Raw genomic sequence first — 16,653 nt, forward strand, 5'->3', positions numbered from 1 at the left:
AAAATAACCGTCGTCAATGTTCGGAGCAAAAGAAGGCGGCATGATACGCCAATCCTCAGTAAGTTAAATCACTCTTATTGCTTTTTTTGCGGGCGGTGAATGGTATGCAGGATCCGGTCATAGAATACCCGGTGCGCGAAAGCCCCGGAGCGCATCATCAACGTGAAATTACCCGGTTGTGCATCGAATGTGCCCTGATGCTGTTGCAGCACGGCGCCGAAAGTATGCTGGTTGAACAGCTATCGGCGAGGCTTGGCGTCGCGCTGGGAATGGACAGGGTGGAAAGTTCGATCTCCGCCAATGCGATTGTGCTCAGCACCCTAAGCGGCGGTTACTGTCTGACCTCGACGCGAAAAAATGTCGACCGCGGGATCAACATGCAGGTTGTGACCGAAGTCCAGCATACGGTGATCCTGGCTGAGCATAAGCTGCTCGACAGTACGCTGGTGGCAAAACGTCTGCATAGAATCAAACCGCTGCGCTATCCGCGCTGGCTGATGGTATTGATGGTGGCGCTCTCCTGCGGGTGCTTCAGCAAACTTAATGGTGGCGGCTGGGATGCGTTCACGGTCACTTTTTTCGCCAGTGGCATCGCCATGGCCGTACGCCAGAGCCTCACTGCGCGGCATATGAATCCGCTGATCAACTTTTGCTGTACGGCATTTGTGGCGACTTCGGTTTCAGGATTGCTGTTGCGGCTGGACGTCTTCCATCAGTCATCAAACGTCGCGATGGCTGCCAGTGTGTTACTGCTGGTACCGGGTTTTCCATTGATTAATGCCGTGGCGGACATGTTCAAAGGCCATGTGAATACCGGTCTGGCGCGCTGGGCGATGGCCAGCCTGCTGACTCTGGCGACTTGCATCGGCGTGGTCATGGCAATGGCATTGTGGGATCTGCGGGGGTGGTCATGAGTCTTTTATGGGCACTGATCCAGGATATGCTTTTTGCCGCCGTGCCTGCACTGGGCTTTGCGATGGTGTTTAATGTACCCCCGCGGGCATTGCGGTATTGCGCGCTGCTCGGTGCGCTTGGCCACGGTACGCGGATGATGCTTATTCATGGCGGGATGAACATCGAGTGGGCCTCCCTGCTGGCGGCTATACTGATTGGTATTCTGGGCATTCGCTGGTCACGCTGGTTACTGGCACATCCTAAAGTTTTCACCGTTGCCGCCGTTATCCCGATGTTCCCCGGTATTTCTGCCTACACGGCGATGATCTCTGTGGTGGAAATTTCGCATCTGGGCTACAGCGAAGCGTTAGTGTCGTCGGCACTTACCCATTTTCTGAAAGCCAGCTTTATCGTGGGGGCATTATCTATCGGATTATCATTACCGGGATTATGGCTGTACCGTAAACGCCCCGGTGTGTAAGCACTGTTGTACAACGGGGATAGGCAATACAACAAGCCAACGTATGGCTCAGCATTTTCGACTGGATTACAGCGAAATTTTCCGGTTTTTGAACCTGCTTTACCGCCGGAACTGGTACTTCTGTCGGAGAATATCCCGGCAGGGTAAGAGCTCTCTTATATCTTTATAAAGCGCCCGTCTCCCTATCGACGGCTGATGGGGCTTTCCGTATAGTGGCAGCTCTTTTTTGGGGTCACGCACAAATTCTTTTTCTACACAGGGCATCACAATGATTATTAGCCTGATCGCCGCACTGGCGACCGATCGCGTTATTGGCATGGAAAACGCTATGCCTTGGCATTTACCTGGTGATCTGGCCTGGTTTAAGCGTAATACGCTCAATAAACCCGTCATCATGGGACGCAAGACGTTTGAGTCAATCGGACGCCCGTTACCAGGCCGGCTGAATATTGTCATCAGCTCTAAACCGGGTGAGCATGAAGGCGTGACCTGGGTGACGTCTGTTGAGGCTGCACTGGCTGCTGCCGGTGACGTGGAAGAAGTGATGGTAATGGGCGGTGGCCGTGTCTATGAGCAGTTGCTGCCGAAGGCCAACCGTTTATATCTGACTCACATCGATGCCGAAGTGGAAGGGGATACGCATTTCCCTGATTATGAGCCGGATGACTGGGAAAGCACATTCAGCGAATTCCACGATGCGGATGAGCAGAATTCTCACGGTTATTGTTTCGAAATTCTTGATCGCCGCGCCTGATGCTACGGCAGCGTGAAATAAAAAGGCACCTTTCTCAGGTGCCTTTTTGCTGTCTGTATACCCGCTGTTTGCTTACACAGCCTTTGGGATCTCAGAGTGCTGTTTTTCGCTCTGGCGGTTTGAAGGCTGAGTGAAATAAGTTTTGTCTTCCCAGCGCAACATCGTCAGGTCACCACCCCAGCAGCAACCGGTATCCAGCGCATAAATGCCTTCCGGCGCGCCTTTCCCTTCCAGGGATGCCCAGTGTCCGAATGCGATACTGTATCCTGCTTCCTGTAAAGGACCCGGAATATCAAACCAGGGTTTCAGCGGCTTCGGCGCGTTTTCCGGGGTATCTTTGCAGATCATATCCAGCTGTCCGTTCGGGAAGCAGTAACGCATGCGGGTGAAAGCGTTGGTGCTGAAACGCAAACGTGCCAGACCGGTCAGGTCAGGATGCCAGTTGTTCGGCATATCACCATACATCGCATCAAGAAACAGCGGATAGGTATCGCTGCTCAATACGGCCTCCACTTCACGGGCGCACATTTTAGCGGTGTCGAGATCCCATTGCGGCGTGATCCCCGCGTGGGCCATGACCAGTTTCAGATCTTCATCAACCTGCATGACCGGCTGGCGGCGTAACCAGTTGAGCAGTTCGTCAGCGTCTTCGGCTTCAAGCAGAGGAGTGATGCGGTCTTTCGGTTTGTTGAAACTGATCCCGGCATAAACCGCCAGCAGATGCAGATCATGGTTACCGAGCACCATCCGGACACAATCCCCCAGGCCGCTGACAAAACGCAGCACTTCGAGCGAGGACGGACCGCGGGCGACCAAATCACCCGTCAGCCAAAGGACATCTTTTTGCGGATTAAAATCCACCTGCGCTAACAGCGCCTTGAGTTCATCGATGCAGCCGTGAACATCACCAATAAGATATGTCGACATGAGGATTAATTTATCAGCGTAGGGATGGCGAGCCGGAAGACCGGAACAGGCACACGGAAGGTTTCACCGTCTTGTGTGACCATTTCATAATGGCCTTCCATCGTGCCCAGCGGCGTTTCTAAAATGGCACCGCTGGTGTAGTGAAATTCATTGCCGGGCAGGATCAGCGGTTGTTCACCGATAACCCCTTCGCCCTGGACTTCAGTCTGACGGCCGTTACTGTTAGTGATCAACCAGTAACGGCGGAGCAGTTGCACACTAAAACGCCCCAGATTGCGGATGGTAATGGTGTAAGCGAAGACAAAACGTTCTTCTTCGGGTATCGACTGTGACTCAACGTAGATACTTTGCACCTGAACACAAACGCGGGGCGAATTAAGCATAGCGCTACTCCTGAAGTTCCGGGGTTTTAGGTCGTGTTGATAACCAGTTAGCCAGTTTACAAAATTGTTCTACTGAAATATTTTCAGCACGCATGCTGAGATCTAAGCCCAGTTCGGTCATTTGCTCAGGAGTGAACAGATGGCCGAGGCTGTTGCGCACAGTTTTACGACGCTGGTTAAAAGCATCGGTGGTCAGACGGCTCAGAATACGAATATCCGGTACCGGGTACGGGATCACTTCATGTGGCACTAAACGTACCACCGCCGATTCGACTTTAGGCGCCGGTGTAAAGGATTCCGGCGGTACTTCCAGAACCGGGATCACATTACAGTAATATTGTGCCATGACCGTTAAGCGACCATACGCCTTGCTGTTCGGCCCTGCAACCAGACGGTTAACCACTTCCTTTTGCAACATAAAGTGCATGTCTTTAATGGCATTCGTATAGGTGAAGAGGTGGAACATCAGCGGTGTGGAAATATTGTACGGCAAGTTGCCAAACACGCGCAGCGGTTGACCGAGTTCTTCCGACAACTCGCCAAAATTGATTTTCATCGCATCAGACTGGATAACCCGCAATTTGCCCTGAAATTTCGGATTGGTTTCCAGCCGCGCAGCCAGATCGCGGTCAAGTTCGATAACCGTCATGCTGTCCAGGCGTGAAGCAACAGGCTCAGTTAATGCCGCCAGACCCGGACCGATTTCAACGACAGCCTCGCCCGGCATAGGGTGAATGGCCGACACGATGCTATCGATAACAAATTGATCGGTTAAGAAGTTTTGCCCAAAACGTTTACGGGCAAAGTGACCTTGGTGGACTCTACTATTCATTGTTGTTATTTATCGTTGCTGTTATTTGCCATATGGATGGCGAGATTTATTGCTGTCTTGAAACTGCCCGCATCGGCGGTGCCGGTGGCGGCGAGTTCAAGGGCGGTACCGTGATCAACGGAAGTCCGGATAAAAGGCAGGCCGAGTGTGATATTCACTGCACGACCAAATCCCTGATATTTTAGCACCGGAAGGCCCTGATCGTGATACATCGATAAAACAGCATCGGCATGTTGCAGATATTTAGGCTGGAATAACGTATCAGCGGGCAGCGGGCCGATGAGATTCATTCCTTGCTGGCGCAGTTCGTCCAGTGCTGGAATGATAATGTCGATCTCTTCGTGCCCCATGTGGCCACCTTCGCCCGCATGTGGATTCAGACCACACACATAAATTTGCGGCTCGGTAATACCAAATTTCGTTTTCAGATCATGATGCAAAATAGTGATTACTTCATGCAGACACTGGCGGGTAATCGCGGCCGGCACTGCCAGCAGAGGCAAGTGCGTCGTCGCCAGCGCAACGCGCAATTCTTCAGTTGCCAGCATCATCACAACACGGTCGCAATGGCTGCGATCGGCGAAGAATTCGGTATGACCGATGAAAGGAATGCCGGCATCGTTGATAATGCTTTTTTGAACCGGGCCGGTGATCAGTGCGGCGAATTCGCCACTGATCGCACCGTCGCAGGCGCGTGTCAGCGTTTCCACCACGTAAGGCGCATTGGCTACGTCAAGTTTACCCGCCGTCACCGGCACGGCGAGTTTCACTGGCAAAACGGTCAATGTGCCTGCAGCCTGCGGCTCTGGCGGACGCGCTTTCTGATAATCTTGCAACCGGATATTCAGGCCAAGTTTAGCGGCACGCTCAAGCAGTAAGGCCGGATCGGCACAGACCACTAACTCAACAGGCCATGCCTGCTGAGCCAGCGCCAGCACCAGATCCGGCCCAACCCCGGCGGGTTCGCCGGGGGTAATGACCACAGATTTTGTCACGGAAGTATTATTTTCCATTCCCGTCCATAATTTTCACATAGGCTTCAGCACGTTGTTCCTGCATCCACGTCTGGGCTTCTTCCGCAAATTTGCGGTTGAACAGCATACGGTAAGCACGTTCTTTCTGCGCCGCATCTGTTTTATCAACCTGGCGGGTGTCGAGAAGTTGGATCAAATGCCAGCCGAACGAAGAGTGAACAGGTGCACTGATTTCGCCTTTTTTCAGGTTCATCAACGCATCACGGAACGCAGGATCGTACATGTCTGGTGACGCCCAACCTAAATCGCCGCCCTGATTGGCAGAACCCGGATCCTGAGAAAGCTGTTTAGCTTCATCAGCGAATGTGGCTTTACCGCTCTTGATATCAGCTGCAACCTGTTCCAGCTTCGCACGCGCCTGTGCGTCTGTCATCACGACAGAAGGTTTCAGCAGGATGTGACGGGCATGAACCTCGGTGACAGAAACCGTTTTGTTGTCGCCACGGATATCGTTCACTTTCAGAATGTGGAAGCCCACACCTGAACGGATAGGGCCAATAATCTGACCTTTCTGTGCAGTGCTTAACGCCTGAGCAAAGAGGGAAGGCAGTTCCTGTAATTTGCCCCAACCCATGTTGCCGCCTTTCAGCGCCTGGGAATCAGCCGAGTAGGTGATAGCCAGTTTGCCGAAGTCCGCACCATTGTTCAGATCAGCGACAATTTTCTTCGCCAGCTGCTCTGCAGAATCAACCTGATCCTGAGTCGGATTTTCCGGCAGCGGAAGGAGAATGTGGCTGAGATTAAACTCAGCACCGCTGCCATTCTGAGCCGCAACCTGTTTGGCAAGTTGCTCCACTTCCTGAGGCAGAATGGTGACACGGCGACGCACTTCACTGTTACGTACTTCGCTGATGATCATTTCCTTGCGGATCTGAGTACGGTAAGTGTTGTAGTTCATCCCGTCATACGCCAGACGGCTGCGCAGTTGATCAACGGAAATGTTGTTTTGCTGTGCAATACCGGCAATGGCTTTATCAACGTCCTGATCGGTTGGCGTGATGCCCATGCGGGTCGCCATCTGCAACTGGATCTGGTCCATGATCAAACGATCGAGGATTTGATGACGCAGAGTCGCATCATCCGGTAACTGTTGATTAGCCTGCTTTGCCTGCTGCTTTACAGAATTAAACAAGCCATCTACGTCACTTTGTAATACGACGCCGTTATTTACGACGGCGGCTACTTTATCAACTTCCTGAGGGGCAGCAAACGCAGTGCTGGCACAAAGCGTCACGCCGAGGAGAAGTGTTCTCCAGTTCTTCATACTTTTTCCATTTGTCTAATCCGCAAGCGCGGGTTTCAAGTTCACTGAGTTCGTCGTGTCTTCACGAAATGAATCGTGTTTCGGGCTTAGAAAGCGCGTTGATAAGGCAGTATGCCGCGTGACAACATTTCTTTCGTTCCGAGGGTTTGATTGTTACCCAGGCCTCTAAGTTCAATATTGAAACCAATCTTATTATCGTACTTACTTTCTGACTTAACCGTATCGTAGTTGGTGATCTTACGTTCGTAGCCAACGTTGACAGCCCAGCAACAGGTATTGTATTGCAAGCCAATCAGCTGATCGGCAGGTTGTTGCGCTTTGGTGTCGTAATAGTACGCACCCACGATCGCCCAGCGGTCAGCAATCGGCCAACTGGCGATGCCGCCAACTTGCGAAATACCGTCCTGATAACCCGGGTTGGTGACGTTAGGTAACGTCGCCTGAATATATTCCGGGCTGGCATAACGGTAGCTCAGCTGAACCATTCTTTCTGAGTCTGCACGATACTCCAGCACAGCATCGCCTAAAGCCAGCGCATCCAGACGGGTGTCATACTGTACGCCCCCACGAATACCCCAGAAATTGTTGATTTTGTAGTAGCTGTCACCGGCCCACACCAGGCTGCCGGTATCATTATTTTTATCCAGTACGCTATCAACGTCACCGGTACGTGGCGGCTGGAAGTAATAAATCTGACCGGCAGACGCATTAAAGCGCTCTTCCAGATTTTCGTCATAGATACGGGTGGTTAAACCGCTCGCCACCTGGTTTGCAGAGGCAATACGGTCAAGACCACTGTAGCTTTTATCACGGAACAGGCCCGTGTAGTCGGACTGTAGCAGCGTTGAGTCATAGGTATTGACCGAGCTCTGGTTACGGTACGGGATATACAGGTACTGCACGCGCGGTTCGAGGGTCTGGGTGTAGTCACTGTTCCAGTCCATCGTCCGGTCAAATACCATTTTGCCGTCGCTTTTAAACTCAGGCATCACACGGTTCACGGAAGAACGCAGTTTGGTATTCGGATTGTTATCATAATATGCGTCCGGAATATCCTGCTGATAGTGGGTCGCCATCAGCTTCACTTCGTTATCCAGACTTCCCCAGCCATTACTGAGTGGCAGGCTGAGTGTTGGTTCGAAGTGAGTACGTACTGCTTCCGGATTGTCAGGGTTTACGCTGGTGAATTTGACCGCCTGACCGTACAGATGCAGGTCAAACGGACCCACATCATTTTTGTAATAGTTAATGTCCAGCTGTGGCTGAGCACGGTAAGCGTTGGTGTTACCGAAATCAGAGAATACCTGGAACTGCTTACTGGCCAGTGTGACGTCCCAGTTTTGGTTGGCGTAACCTACGCTGAATTTTTGCGTGGAATAGCCGTCAGTACTGGAACCGTATTTCGAATCGAAATCGGTGAAGTAGTAAGGGTCACTGACCTTGGTGTAGTCGATGTTGAAACGCCATACCTGATCGTATACACCGGCATGTCGCCAGTAATACATCCAGCGCTTGGTTTTATCGCTGGTACGGTTTTCATCGGCAACATACTGCTCGTCAATTTTCTTATCATTGCCGAGATAATCGAATTCCATCAGACCTGCACCGGCAACGGTCAGGTAGCGGAATTCATTCTGCAATTGCAGACCACGGTTGCTCATGTAATTTGGCGTGATCGTGGCGTCGTAGTTTGGCGCAATGTTCCAGTAATAAGGAACGGTGACGCCAAAGCCATTATTGCTGCTGTAGTTGGCGTTCGGGATAAGGAAACCGGAACGACGCTTATTACCAATCGGCAACTGCATGTACGGGCTGTAGAACACCGGCACCGGACCAATATGGAAGCGGGCATTCCAGATTTCAGCGACTTCTTCCTGACGATCCTGAATCACTTCAGAACCCACGACGCTCCAGCTGTTATCGCCAGGCAAACAGGTGGTAAATGTACCGTTATCCATAATGGTGTAACGGTTATTGTCACGCTGCTTCATCTTGTCAGCCTGACCCCGTCCCTGACGGCCGACCATCTGGTAGTCGCCATCCTGAACGTCAGTATCTTTGGTGGTCAGGTTCGCAAAGCCTTTCGGGCCATTCAGCTTGATTTGGTTATCGTTATAACGCACGTTGCCGATCGCAGTAGCGGTTCGGGTCGGAGTGGGCTGATTAGGATTGGCGATTTGATTAAGCTGAACCTGATCAGCATCCAGCGTGCTGTTACCCTGGACAACGTTAACGTTGCCACTAAACAGCGCACTGTCAGGGTAGTTGCCGGTCGCCTTATCGGCGTTGATGGTCACAGGCAGTGAATTAGGATCACCCTGCACCAAAGGTTTGTCATAGGTCGGAACGCCGAGCATACATTGTGCTGCGAGATCGGCCATTGCGCCGTGACTGTACAATACTGACCAGATTGTGGCGGCCAGCATTGTCGGTAAGCGTGTTTTCAGACGTCTGTTTTTCATACGTAAAATGGTGTTCCGTCATCAGAGGCATCATGCCGGCAAACGGTCAGAGACTATCTCACTCATCATGGTTGCGCTAGTGTTAAATCCCACCTGTTACGTTGCTGCCGTTAGGCACAACGATAAATGCCGGTTATGATAAAGCAATTTTTAAGCGACGGCATGGCGAATTGAGGAGTATATGCAGTATTGGGGAAAACTGCTCGGACTTATCCTGGGCTTATGGTCCGGTTTAGGCTTCTGGGGAATTGTAGCAGGGCTGCTGATAGGGCATATGTTTGATACCGCGCGTTCAGCGAGACGTAAAGGGTATTTTGCCGATCAGCAGACACGTCAAACCATCTTTTTCCGCACCACGTTTGAGGTGATGGGAAATCTGACTAAATCAAAAGGCAGGGTTACCGAGGCGGATATTCAGATCGCCAGTCTCTACATGGAACGGATGCAGTTGCACGGCGAGCAGCGCGAAGCCGCACAACGCGCCTTTCGTGACGGGAAAGAAGCTGATTATCCCTTACGTGAGAAAATGCGCGAACTGCGCAGTGTGTGTTTTGGTCGCTTTGACCTGATACGGACTTTTCTGGAAATTCAGATCCAGGCGGCGTATGCCGACGGTTCATTGCATCCCAACGAACGTGAAGTACTGTATGTGATTGCCGAAGAGCTCGGAATTTCACGGATGCAGTTCGATCAGTTCCTGCGCATGATGGAAGGCGGCCAGCAGTTTGGGGGACATCAGCAGGGCGGACGTTCTTATGGTGGTGGTTATCATCAGACGCAACAAGGCCCGACGCTGGCAGATGCCTGCAAAGTGCTGGGCGTCAATGCCACCGATGATGCGACGACGATTAAGCGTGCGTACCGCAAACTGATGGGTGAGCATCATCCTGACAAACTGGTGGCAAAAGGTTTGCCGCCGGAAATGATGGAAATGGCGAAGGAAAAAGCGCAGGCAATTCAGGCGGCGTATGATCTGATCAAACGCGAGAAAGGTTTTAAATAAAACTTTTGGCGTTGAGACAAACGTGATGCAAAAGACAAAGGCGCTGAATTCAGCGCCTTTTTTGTTTTTTTACCGACAGGAGCAGAAAGGATTAAAAGTCCGGCTCACAATTAAACACCAACGGGGCGTCAGTGATCGGATGATAAAACGATAACTCCTGGGCATGCAGCTGCAGACGATCTGCCGCCGCCAGCGCCTGAGAGTGAGCATAGAATTTATCGCCCAGAATCGGGTGCCCGAGCGCGAGCAGATGTACGCGTAGCTGGTGCGAACGTCCGGTGATCGGCCGCAGTTTCACCCGCGTAGTGCCGTCATCATCCCATGACATCACCTCATACTGCGTCAGCGCCTTCTTGCCGGTCTCGTGACACACTTTCTGTTTCGGCCGGTTGGGATAGTCGCAAATCAGCGGCAAATCGATAATACCGTAATCTTCTTCAACCCGTCCCCAGACGCGTGCGATATACACTTTCTTGGTTTCGCGCTCGCGGAACTGGCGTTTAAGTTCACGCTCGGCCTCTTTCGTCAGCGCCACCACGATCACACCGCTGGTGGACATATCCAGACGATGGACGGATTCAGCGTCAGGAAATTCACGCTGAATCCGTGTCATCAGACTGTCCTGATGCTCGGCCAGTTTGCCTGGAACAGAAAGCAACCCGCTCGGTTTGTTGACCACCATGATGTGTTCATCCTGAAAAATCACCTGTAACCAGGGATTGGTCGGCGGATTATAATTCTCCAGCGGCCGGGTTTTCGACGGTTCAGGGATAATCGGTTGATGTTCGCTCATAGCGTTTTACGTCTGCATTCGGGTTAAAATAAAGAAGGGATGCAAACCGGCCGCATCCCGTCGGGCTTACTGATGGCTCACCACCACAAGGCGGATCGCATCCAGGCGCCAGCTGGCATCGTTCAGATTTGCCAGCACCTGCTTACGGTTAGAGTCTACCGATTCCAGCTCGTCATCACGAATGTTCGGGTTGACTTCTTTCAGCGCTTTCAGGCGATCCAGCTCTTTGGTCAGTTGTTCGTCCGCTTCGACTTTCGCCGCTTCAATCAGAGCCCGTGCCTGTTCGGCGATTTCCGCTTCAGCCTGTTGCAACATGGCGTGAACATCCTGCTGCACGGCATTCACCAGCTTGCTGGAGTTGTGTCGGTTGATGGCATTCAGCTGACGGTTAAAACTCTCAAATTCGACCTGGGCCGCCAGGTTGGTCCCTTTGCGATCCATCAGCATACGCACCGGTGTCGGTGGCAGGAAGCGGGTCAGTTGCAGATGTTTCGGTGCCTGACATTCCACCACGTAAACCAGTTCCGCCAGCAAGGTGCCAACCGGCAGCGCTTTGTTTTTCAGGATCGATACCGCACAACTGCCGGTATCGCCGGAAAGGATCAGATCCAGACCGTTACGCACGATCGGATGTTCCCAGCTGATGAACTGTGCATCTTCACGCGAAAGCGCCTGTTCACGATCGAAAGTGACGGTACAACCGTCTTCCGGCAGTCCGGGGAAATCCGGTACCAGCATATGATCAGACGGCGTCAGAACGATCAGGTTATCGCTGCGATCCTCCTGATTAATGCCGACGATGTCGAACAGGTTCAGCGCAAAGTTCACCAGATTGACGTCGTTATCCTGCTCACCGATTTCCTTTGCCAGTTGCTGTGCCTGCTCGCCGCCGTTGGAATGCATCTCCAGCAGGCGGTCGCGGCCATTTTCCAGCTTCTCTTTCAGCGCGTCATGTTCTGCACGACATTTGAGGATGAAGTCGTCCAGTCCTTCCTGTTCGGCAGGTGTCGCCAGGAACGCGATCAAGTGATCATAAGCACTGTCATAAATAGTGCGGCCGGTCGGGCAGGTATGCTCGAATGCATCAAGACCTTCATGGAACCAGCGCACCAGAACCGATTGCGCAGTCTGTTCGAGGTAAGGCACCATAATATCGATATTGTTTTGCTGCCCGATACGATCCAGACGTCCGATACGCTGTTCCAGCAGATCCGGGTTGAACGGCAGGTCGAACATCACCATTTTGCTGGCGAACTGGAAGTTACGGCCTTCGGATCCTATTTCAGAACATAGCAGAACCTGGGCACCTTCTTCCTGGGAAGCAAAGTATGCGGCAGCGCGGTCACGTTCAATGATCGACAACCCTTCGTGGAACACCGCTGCGCGGATCGCTTCACGCTCACGCAGAACTTGTTCCAGTTGCAAGGCTGTAGCGGCTTTCGCACAGATCACCAGGACTTTTTCGTCACGGTTAGCTGTCAGATAACCCAGCAGCCACTCGACGCGCGGATCAAAGTTCCACCAGGTGGCGTTCTCGCCTTCAAATTCCTGATAAATCTGTTCCGGATACAACATATCGTGCGCACGCGCTTCGGCGGTTTTCTTCGCGCCCATAATGCCTGAGACTTTAATCGCAGTCTGATACTGCGTCGGCAGCGGAAGTTTCACGGCGTGCAGATGGCGTTCAGGGAAACCTTTCACGCCATTACGGGTGTTGCGGAACAGCACGCGGCTGGTGCCGTGGCGGTCCATCAGCATGGAAACCAGTTGTTTTGCTGCGGCTTCGTCGCCTTTATTGGCGGCGGCCAGCAGGGCATCGGTATCCGCATTTCCGACACTTTCACCCAGCAGCGCCAGGGCTTCCGGCGTCAGCGGTTCTTTGTTCAGCAATAACGTTACGGCATCGGCTACCGGCTGATATTGCTGTTGTTCTTCGATGAATTCTTCGTAATCGTGGAAACGGTCCGGATCCAGCAGGCGCAGACGTGCAAAGTGGCTTTCCTGACCCAGTTGTTCCGGCGTAGCGGTCAGCAGCAGAACACTCGGGATTTGCTGAGAAAGCTGTTCGATAACCTGATATTCGCGGCTCGGCGTGTCTTCGCTCCACACCAGATGGTGGGCTTCATCGACCACCAGCATGTCCCAGGCAGCATCAGATAACTGCTCGAGACGGGATTTATTGCGGCGGACGAAATCAAGGGAACAGATCACCAGTTGTTCCGTTTCAAACGGGTTTGTCGCTTCGTGTACGGATTCAGCGTAGCGGTCATCATCAAACAAAGAGAAGCGCAGATTGAAGCGGCGCAGCATTTCTACCAGCCACTGATGTTGCAAGGTTTCCGGCACCACGATCAGTACGCGTTCAGCACGGCCGGACAACAGTTGCTGATGAATAATCATGCCCGCTTCGATGGTTTTACCCAGACCCACTTCATCGGCCAGTAAAACGCGCGGCGCATGGCGCTGACCCACTTCGTAAGCGATGTGTAACTGATGTGGGATCAGGCTGGCGCGCATACCACGCAGGCCGCCGAATTCCAGCCGGAACTGCTCCCGCTGATATTTACGGGCGCGGAAACGCAGGGCAAAACGGTCCATGCGGTCAATCTGACCGGCGAACAGACGATCCTGCGGTTTGCTGAAGGTCAGTTTGCTGTCAAGCAGCACCTCGCGCATGGCAACACCGGTTTCTTCTGTGTCCAGGCGGGTGCCGATATAGGTCAACAGACCTTTGTCTTCAACAACTTCTTCGACCTGCAACTGCCAGCCTTCGTGACAACTAATGGTATCACCGGGGTTGAACATCACGCGGGTGATCGGGGAATCATTTCGGGCATACAAACGGTTTTCACCGGTGGCGGGGAAAAGCAGGGTGACCATGCGCACATCCAGCGCTACCACGGTTCCTAATCCTAATTCGCTTTCCGTATCGCTTATCCAGCGTTGACCCAATGTAAACGGCATAATCTCTCTCTGTGTTGTTTGCTTTGTATACGGCGACTGCGCAATGCTTGTTCAGCCCGGGATGTTTCACGGGCAATAGTTTTCTTTCCCCGCCCGTAGGCGCGGAGTGATTCACTGTGTGAGGATGATTCAGAAATGGGAAAGGGCGCTATGGTAATGGAAGGTAAGCGATTCGTCACCTGTGAATCACAAGAGCAGCACCTTCTTTTGTTTAAAATAAACCCATCTGACCTGTAATCAGTGTAGCAAAATCATCGTGAAGGAAAGGCAAAATGCCATCGGCAACCGGTTCCAGCTGACGCTCGATGTAGTGATCGTAATCGACAGGGGACTGCCGATTTTCCAGCGGTTCTGGGCCGGACGTGGTCATTACATAGCTGATCCAGCCGCCATTCTGGTACTGCTTTGCCCGGCCATGCAGTGCGTTATAGTCATCGGCCAGCCGCGCGGCGCGAACATGTGGGGGCACATTTTTTTCATAATCGCTCAGCTTGCGGCGCAGACGTTTGCGGTATACCAGTTTGTCGTCAAATTCTCCGCTGAGGGTACGTGCCACATAGTCGCGCACGTAATCCTGATATGGCTGGCGGTGAAATATGCGCTGATACAATTCCTGCTGGAACTCCTGTGCCAGCTTCGTCCAGTCGGTGCGCACGGTTTCCAGCCCTTTATAAACGATGTGCTCACCGTCTGCATCATTCACCAGCCCGGCATAGCGCTTTTTGCTGCCGGTTTCTGAGCCACGAATGGTCGGCATCAGGAAACGCTGATAATGCGTTTCGAATTCCAGCTCCAGCGCGCTTTCCAGCCCGTATGCCTGTTGCAGATGCGCTTTCCACCAGGCATTCACCTGTTCTACCAGACGGCGGCCAATCGCGTTGGCGTCTTCCTGCGAACGGGCTTTATTCAGCCAGACAAAGGTAGAATCGGTATCACCGTAAATCACCTGATAACCCTCGGCTTCAATCAGTTCGCGGGTCTGGCGCATAATGTCGTGTCCGCGCAGGGTAATGGAAGAGGCGAGACGCGGATCAAAGAAGCGGCAGCCGCTGGAGCCGAGCACGCCGTAAAAAGCATTCATGATGATTTTGAGTGCCTGCGAAAGCGGTTTGTTTTTCTGTTTCTTGGCTTCTTCGCGACCCATCCAAATCTGGCGGACGATTTCCGGCAGACAATGTTTTTCGCGTGAGAAGCGGGCGTTGCGATAGCCTGGTACCGAATGTTCATCATCCGGTTGTTGCAGCCCGGCAACCAGCCCGACCGGGTCGATCAGGAAAGTGCGGATAATTGACGGGTACAGACTTTTATAATCAAGTACCAGCACCGAATCATACAAACCGGGACGCGAATCCATCACAAAGCCGCCGGGACTCATTTCGCCCTGCAATTCACCCAGATTGGGCGCGACGTACCCGGCGCGGTGCATGCGGGGTAAATAAAGATGAGTAAAGGCCGCCACTGATCCGCCGCTGCGATCCACGGCCAGACCGGTGACCGAGGCGCGTTCCAGCAAAAACGGCATCAGTTCGGTTTTGGCGAAAATACGCGTTACCAGTTCGCAGTCTTTGAGGTTATAGCGTGCCAGCGCCGGTTTATCTTCCCGAAAACGCTGTTCGATTTCGGCCAGCCGCTGATAAGGATTGTCGCTGGCCTTGCCTTCGCCTAATAAACTTTGCGAGACGAATTCCAGACTGAATGAGCTGAAGTTCCAGAACGCCGATTTCAGTGCTTCAATGCCGTCGATGATCAGGCGGCCAGCCGCTGCAGCAAAAAAATGCCCCTGTTTGAAACCGTGTTCACGCCACTCCAGTTCACCACCACCGCGCCCGAATTTCAGCGGAATTTTGTAGCGGTCAGCATGCTTTTGCAAAACACGCAGGTCAAACTGCACTACGCTCCAGCCGATGATGGCGTCGGGATCGTAAGTTTCCAGCCACTCATTAAGCTTTTCCAGCAACTGCGGGCGGCTGTCAACATACACCAGATTGAAATCAAACTGACTGTCCGGATCGCCGTTAGGCGGACCAAGCATATACACGTGTCGCTGCCCGCAGCCTTCCAGCCCGATGCAGTACAACTCGCCGTTGCCGCTGGTTTCGATATCCAGAGAACACAGTTTTAGCAGCGGGCGGTAACCCTCCGCTGGTTTCATTCTGGTGTCGAGCTGCAGCTTATCCGGCCCGGGTTTGCCGCTAAACCAGACCGGCGCGGTAATATAGCGCTCCATCAGAAAGCGTTCAGGCGGGCGGATATCCGCTTCGAAAACATTAACGCCGTTTTCTTTCAGCAGTTTTTCTATCCGCATCAGCTGGCGGTGTTGCGGGCAATACAGCCCGAGAACCGGCCGGGAATGGAAATCCTGTAGCGGTAATTCACGCAGGCTGACATTTTTTTCATCGGTGAGAATTCGCTCCGCCGCCGTGCGCTGCGCGGCCGGAATAAACGCCACTGATTCCTGTAAAGGCAGGCGCACCTTTTGCGGTCCTTCATCGGTCGCCAGCCACAATTCCACCTCCGTACCGCGCGGCGTGTCGCGCCAGTGGCGGGTCAGCACAAATCCCTGACGCGGCAGGGTGTCATTGTTGGCTGAAGCGGGACGAACAAAGGTGGAAGTAATAAGCGCCTCGAAACGGTAGAGATAAACAAATAAGAGCCTGAGACAGAGTATGGTTATTTATACAGTCTTTGTCTACGGCTCAGGTTTCTGCCAAATACGCATACAATTACCTGGTTGACTGTGATAGTTCGTGCACTGACAATTCAGCCGCTTAATGTATTTACTACAATGAGAATGCAGAAAACTCACACTTGTCTCATTTGCACGCTGCGTAATTTGCGCAGTCATCACTCAATTTTGGGAAT

At 52.7% G+C, this 16,653-nt stretch carries 13 protein-coding genes; 4 read left to right on the forward strand and 9 right to left on the reverse strand.

The genetic code is table 11. From position 1 onward, the window contains the following. Window positions 1-104 precede the first annotated feature (104 nt). The 3 genes from J1781_RS14295 to folA all read left to right on the forward strand — a co-directional run bounded on the left by J1781_RS14295 (window position 105) and on the right by folA (window position 2,129). On the forward strand, window positions 105-914 hold the full coding sequence (locus J1781_RS14295) for a threonine/serine exporter family protein (protein ID WP_129953234.1): 810 nt from the start codon (window positions 105-107) through the stop codon (window positions 912-914). After that, entirely contained in the window at window positions 911-1,375 is a 465-nt protein-coding gene (locus J1781_RS14300; protein ID WP_165383731.1) for a threonine/serine exporter, read from the forward strand. Before J1781_RS14295 ends, J1781_RS14300 begins: the two co-directional genes overlap by 4 nt. Before the next feature lie 268 nt (window positions 1,376-1,643). Further along, complete coding sequence (gene folA, locus J1781_RS14305; protein WP_129953232.1) at window positions 1,644-2,129, forward strand: type 3 dihydrofolate reductase; 486 nt, start codon at window positions 1,644-1,646, stop codon at window positions 2,127-2,129. Window positions 2,130-2,201: 72 nt separating this feature from the next. Here folA and apaH read toward each other — a convergent pair whose 3' ends face one another. The 6 genes from apaH to lptD all read right to left on the reverse strand — a co-directional run bounded on the left by apaH (window position 2,202) and on the right by lptD (window position 9,031). Next, the gene (gene apaH, locus J1781_RS14310; RefSeq protein WP_129953231.1) at window positions 2,202-3,056 is read right to left on the reverse strand and encodes a bis(5'-nucleosyl)-tetraphosphatase (symmetrical) ApaH; all 855 of its coding nucleotides are present in this window, start codon (window positions 3,054-3,056) and stop codon (window positions 2,202-2,204) included. Window positions 3,057-3,061: 5 nt separating this feature from the next. Beyond that, window positions 3,062-3,439, reverse strand: coding sequence for a Co2+/Mg2+ efflux facilitator ApaG/CorD (gene apaG / locus J1781_RS14315; protein WP_129953230.1), 378 nt, complete (start codon window positions 3,437-3,439; stop codon window positions 3,062-3,064). A gap of 4 nt (window positions 3,440-3,443) precedes the next feature. Continuing rightward, window positions 3,444-4,271: a 16S rRNA (adenine(1518)-N(6)/adenine(1519)-N(6))-dimethyltransferase RsmA gene (gene rsmA, locus J1781_RS14320; protein ID WP_129953229.1), complete on the reverse strand. Its 828-nt coding sequence runs from the start codon at window positions 4,269-4,271 to the stop codon at window positions 3,444-3,446. Window positions 4,272-4,276: 5 nt separating this feature from the next. Next, window positions 4,277-5,284 carry a 4-hydroxythreonine-4-phosphate dehydrogenase PdxA gene (gene pdxA, locus J1781_RS14325; RefSeq protein ID WP_129953228.1) on the reverse strand — a complete coding sequence of 336 codons (1,008 nt, stop codon included), beginning with the start codon at window positions 5,282-5,284 and terminating at the stop codon, window positions 4,277-4,279. Continuing rightward, window positions 5,274-6,569 (reverse strand): peptidylprolyl isomerase SurA, encoded by a 1,296-nt coding sequence (gene surA / locus J1781_RS14330; protein WP_129953227.1) that lies wholly within the window; start codon window positions 6,567-6,569, stop codon window positions 5,274-5,276. Before surA ends, pdxA begins: the two co-directional genes overlap by 11 nt. 86 nt (window positions 6,570-6,655) lie before the next feature. After that, window positions 6,656-9,031 (reverse strand): LPS assembly protein LptD, encoded by a 2,376-nt coding sequence (gene lptD / locus J1781_RS14335; RefSeq protein ID WP_129953226.1) that lies wholly within the window; start codon window positions 9,029-9,031, stop codon window positions 6,656-6,658. A gap of 181 nt (window positions 9,032-9,212) precedes the next feature. Here lptD and djlA point away from each other — a divergent pair, with 181 nt between their 5' ends. Then, a complete protein-coding gene (gene djlA / locus J1781_RS14340; RefSeq protein WP_129953225.1) occupies window positions 9,213-10,034 on the forward strand; it encodes a co-chaperone DjlA in 822 nt (273 codons plus the stop codon). 91 nt (window positions 10,035-10,125) lie between these two features. Here djlA and rluA read toward each other — a convergent pair whose 3' ends face one another. The 3 genes from rluA to J1781_RS14355 all read right to left on the reverse strand — a co-directional run bounded on the left by rluA (window position 10,126) and on the right by J1781_RS14355 (window position 16,345). Further along, the gene (rluA, locus tag J1781_RS14345; RefSeq protein WP_129953224.1) at window positions 10,126-10,827 is read right to left on the reverse strand and encodes a bifunctional tRNA pseudouridine(32) synthase/23S rRNA pseudouridine(746) synthase RluA; all 702 of its coding nucleotides are present in this window, start codon (window positions 10,825-10,827) and stop codon (window positions 10,126-10,128) included. Between the two features lie 66 nt (window positions 10,828-10,893). Further along, a complete protein-coding gene (gene rapA / locus J1781_RS14350) occupies window positions 10,894-13,791 on the reverse strand; it encodes an RNA polymerase-associated protein RapA (RefSeq protein ID WP_217233785.1) in 2,898 nt (965 codons plus the stop codon). Between the two features lie 211 nt (window positions 13,792-14,002). After that, window positions 14,003-16,345, reverse strand: a complete 2,343-nt coding sequence (locus tag J1781_RS14355) for a DNA polymerase II (RefSeq protein WP_217233786.1) — start codon at window positions 16,343-16,345, stop codon at window positions 14,003-14,005. Window positions 16,346-16,653 lie beyond the last annotated feature (308 nt).

This window comes from Rahnella perminowiae (genome assembly GCF_019049695.1).
Taxonomy (GTDB): domain Bacteria; phylum Pseudomonadota; class Gammaproteobacteria; order Enterobacterales; family Enterobacteriaceae; genus Rahnella; species Rahnella perminowiae.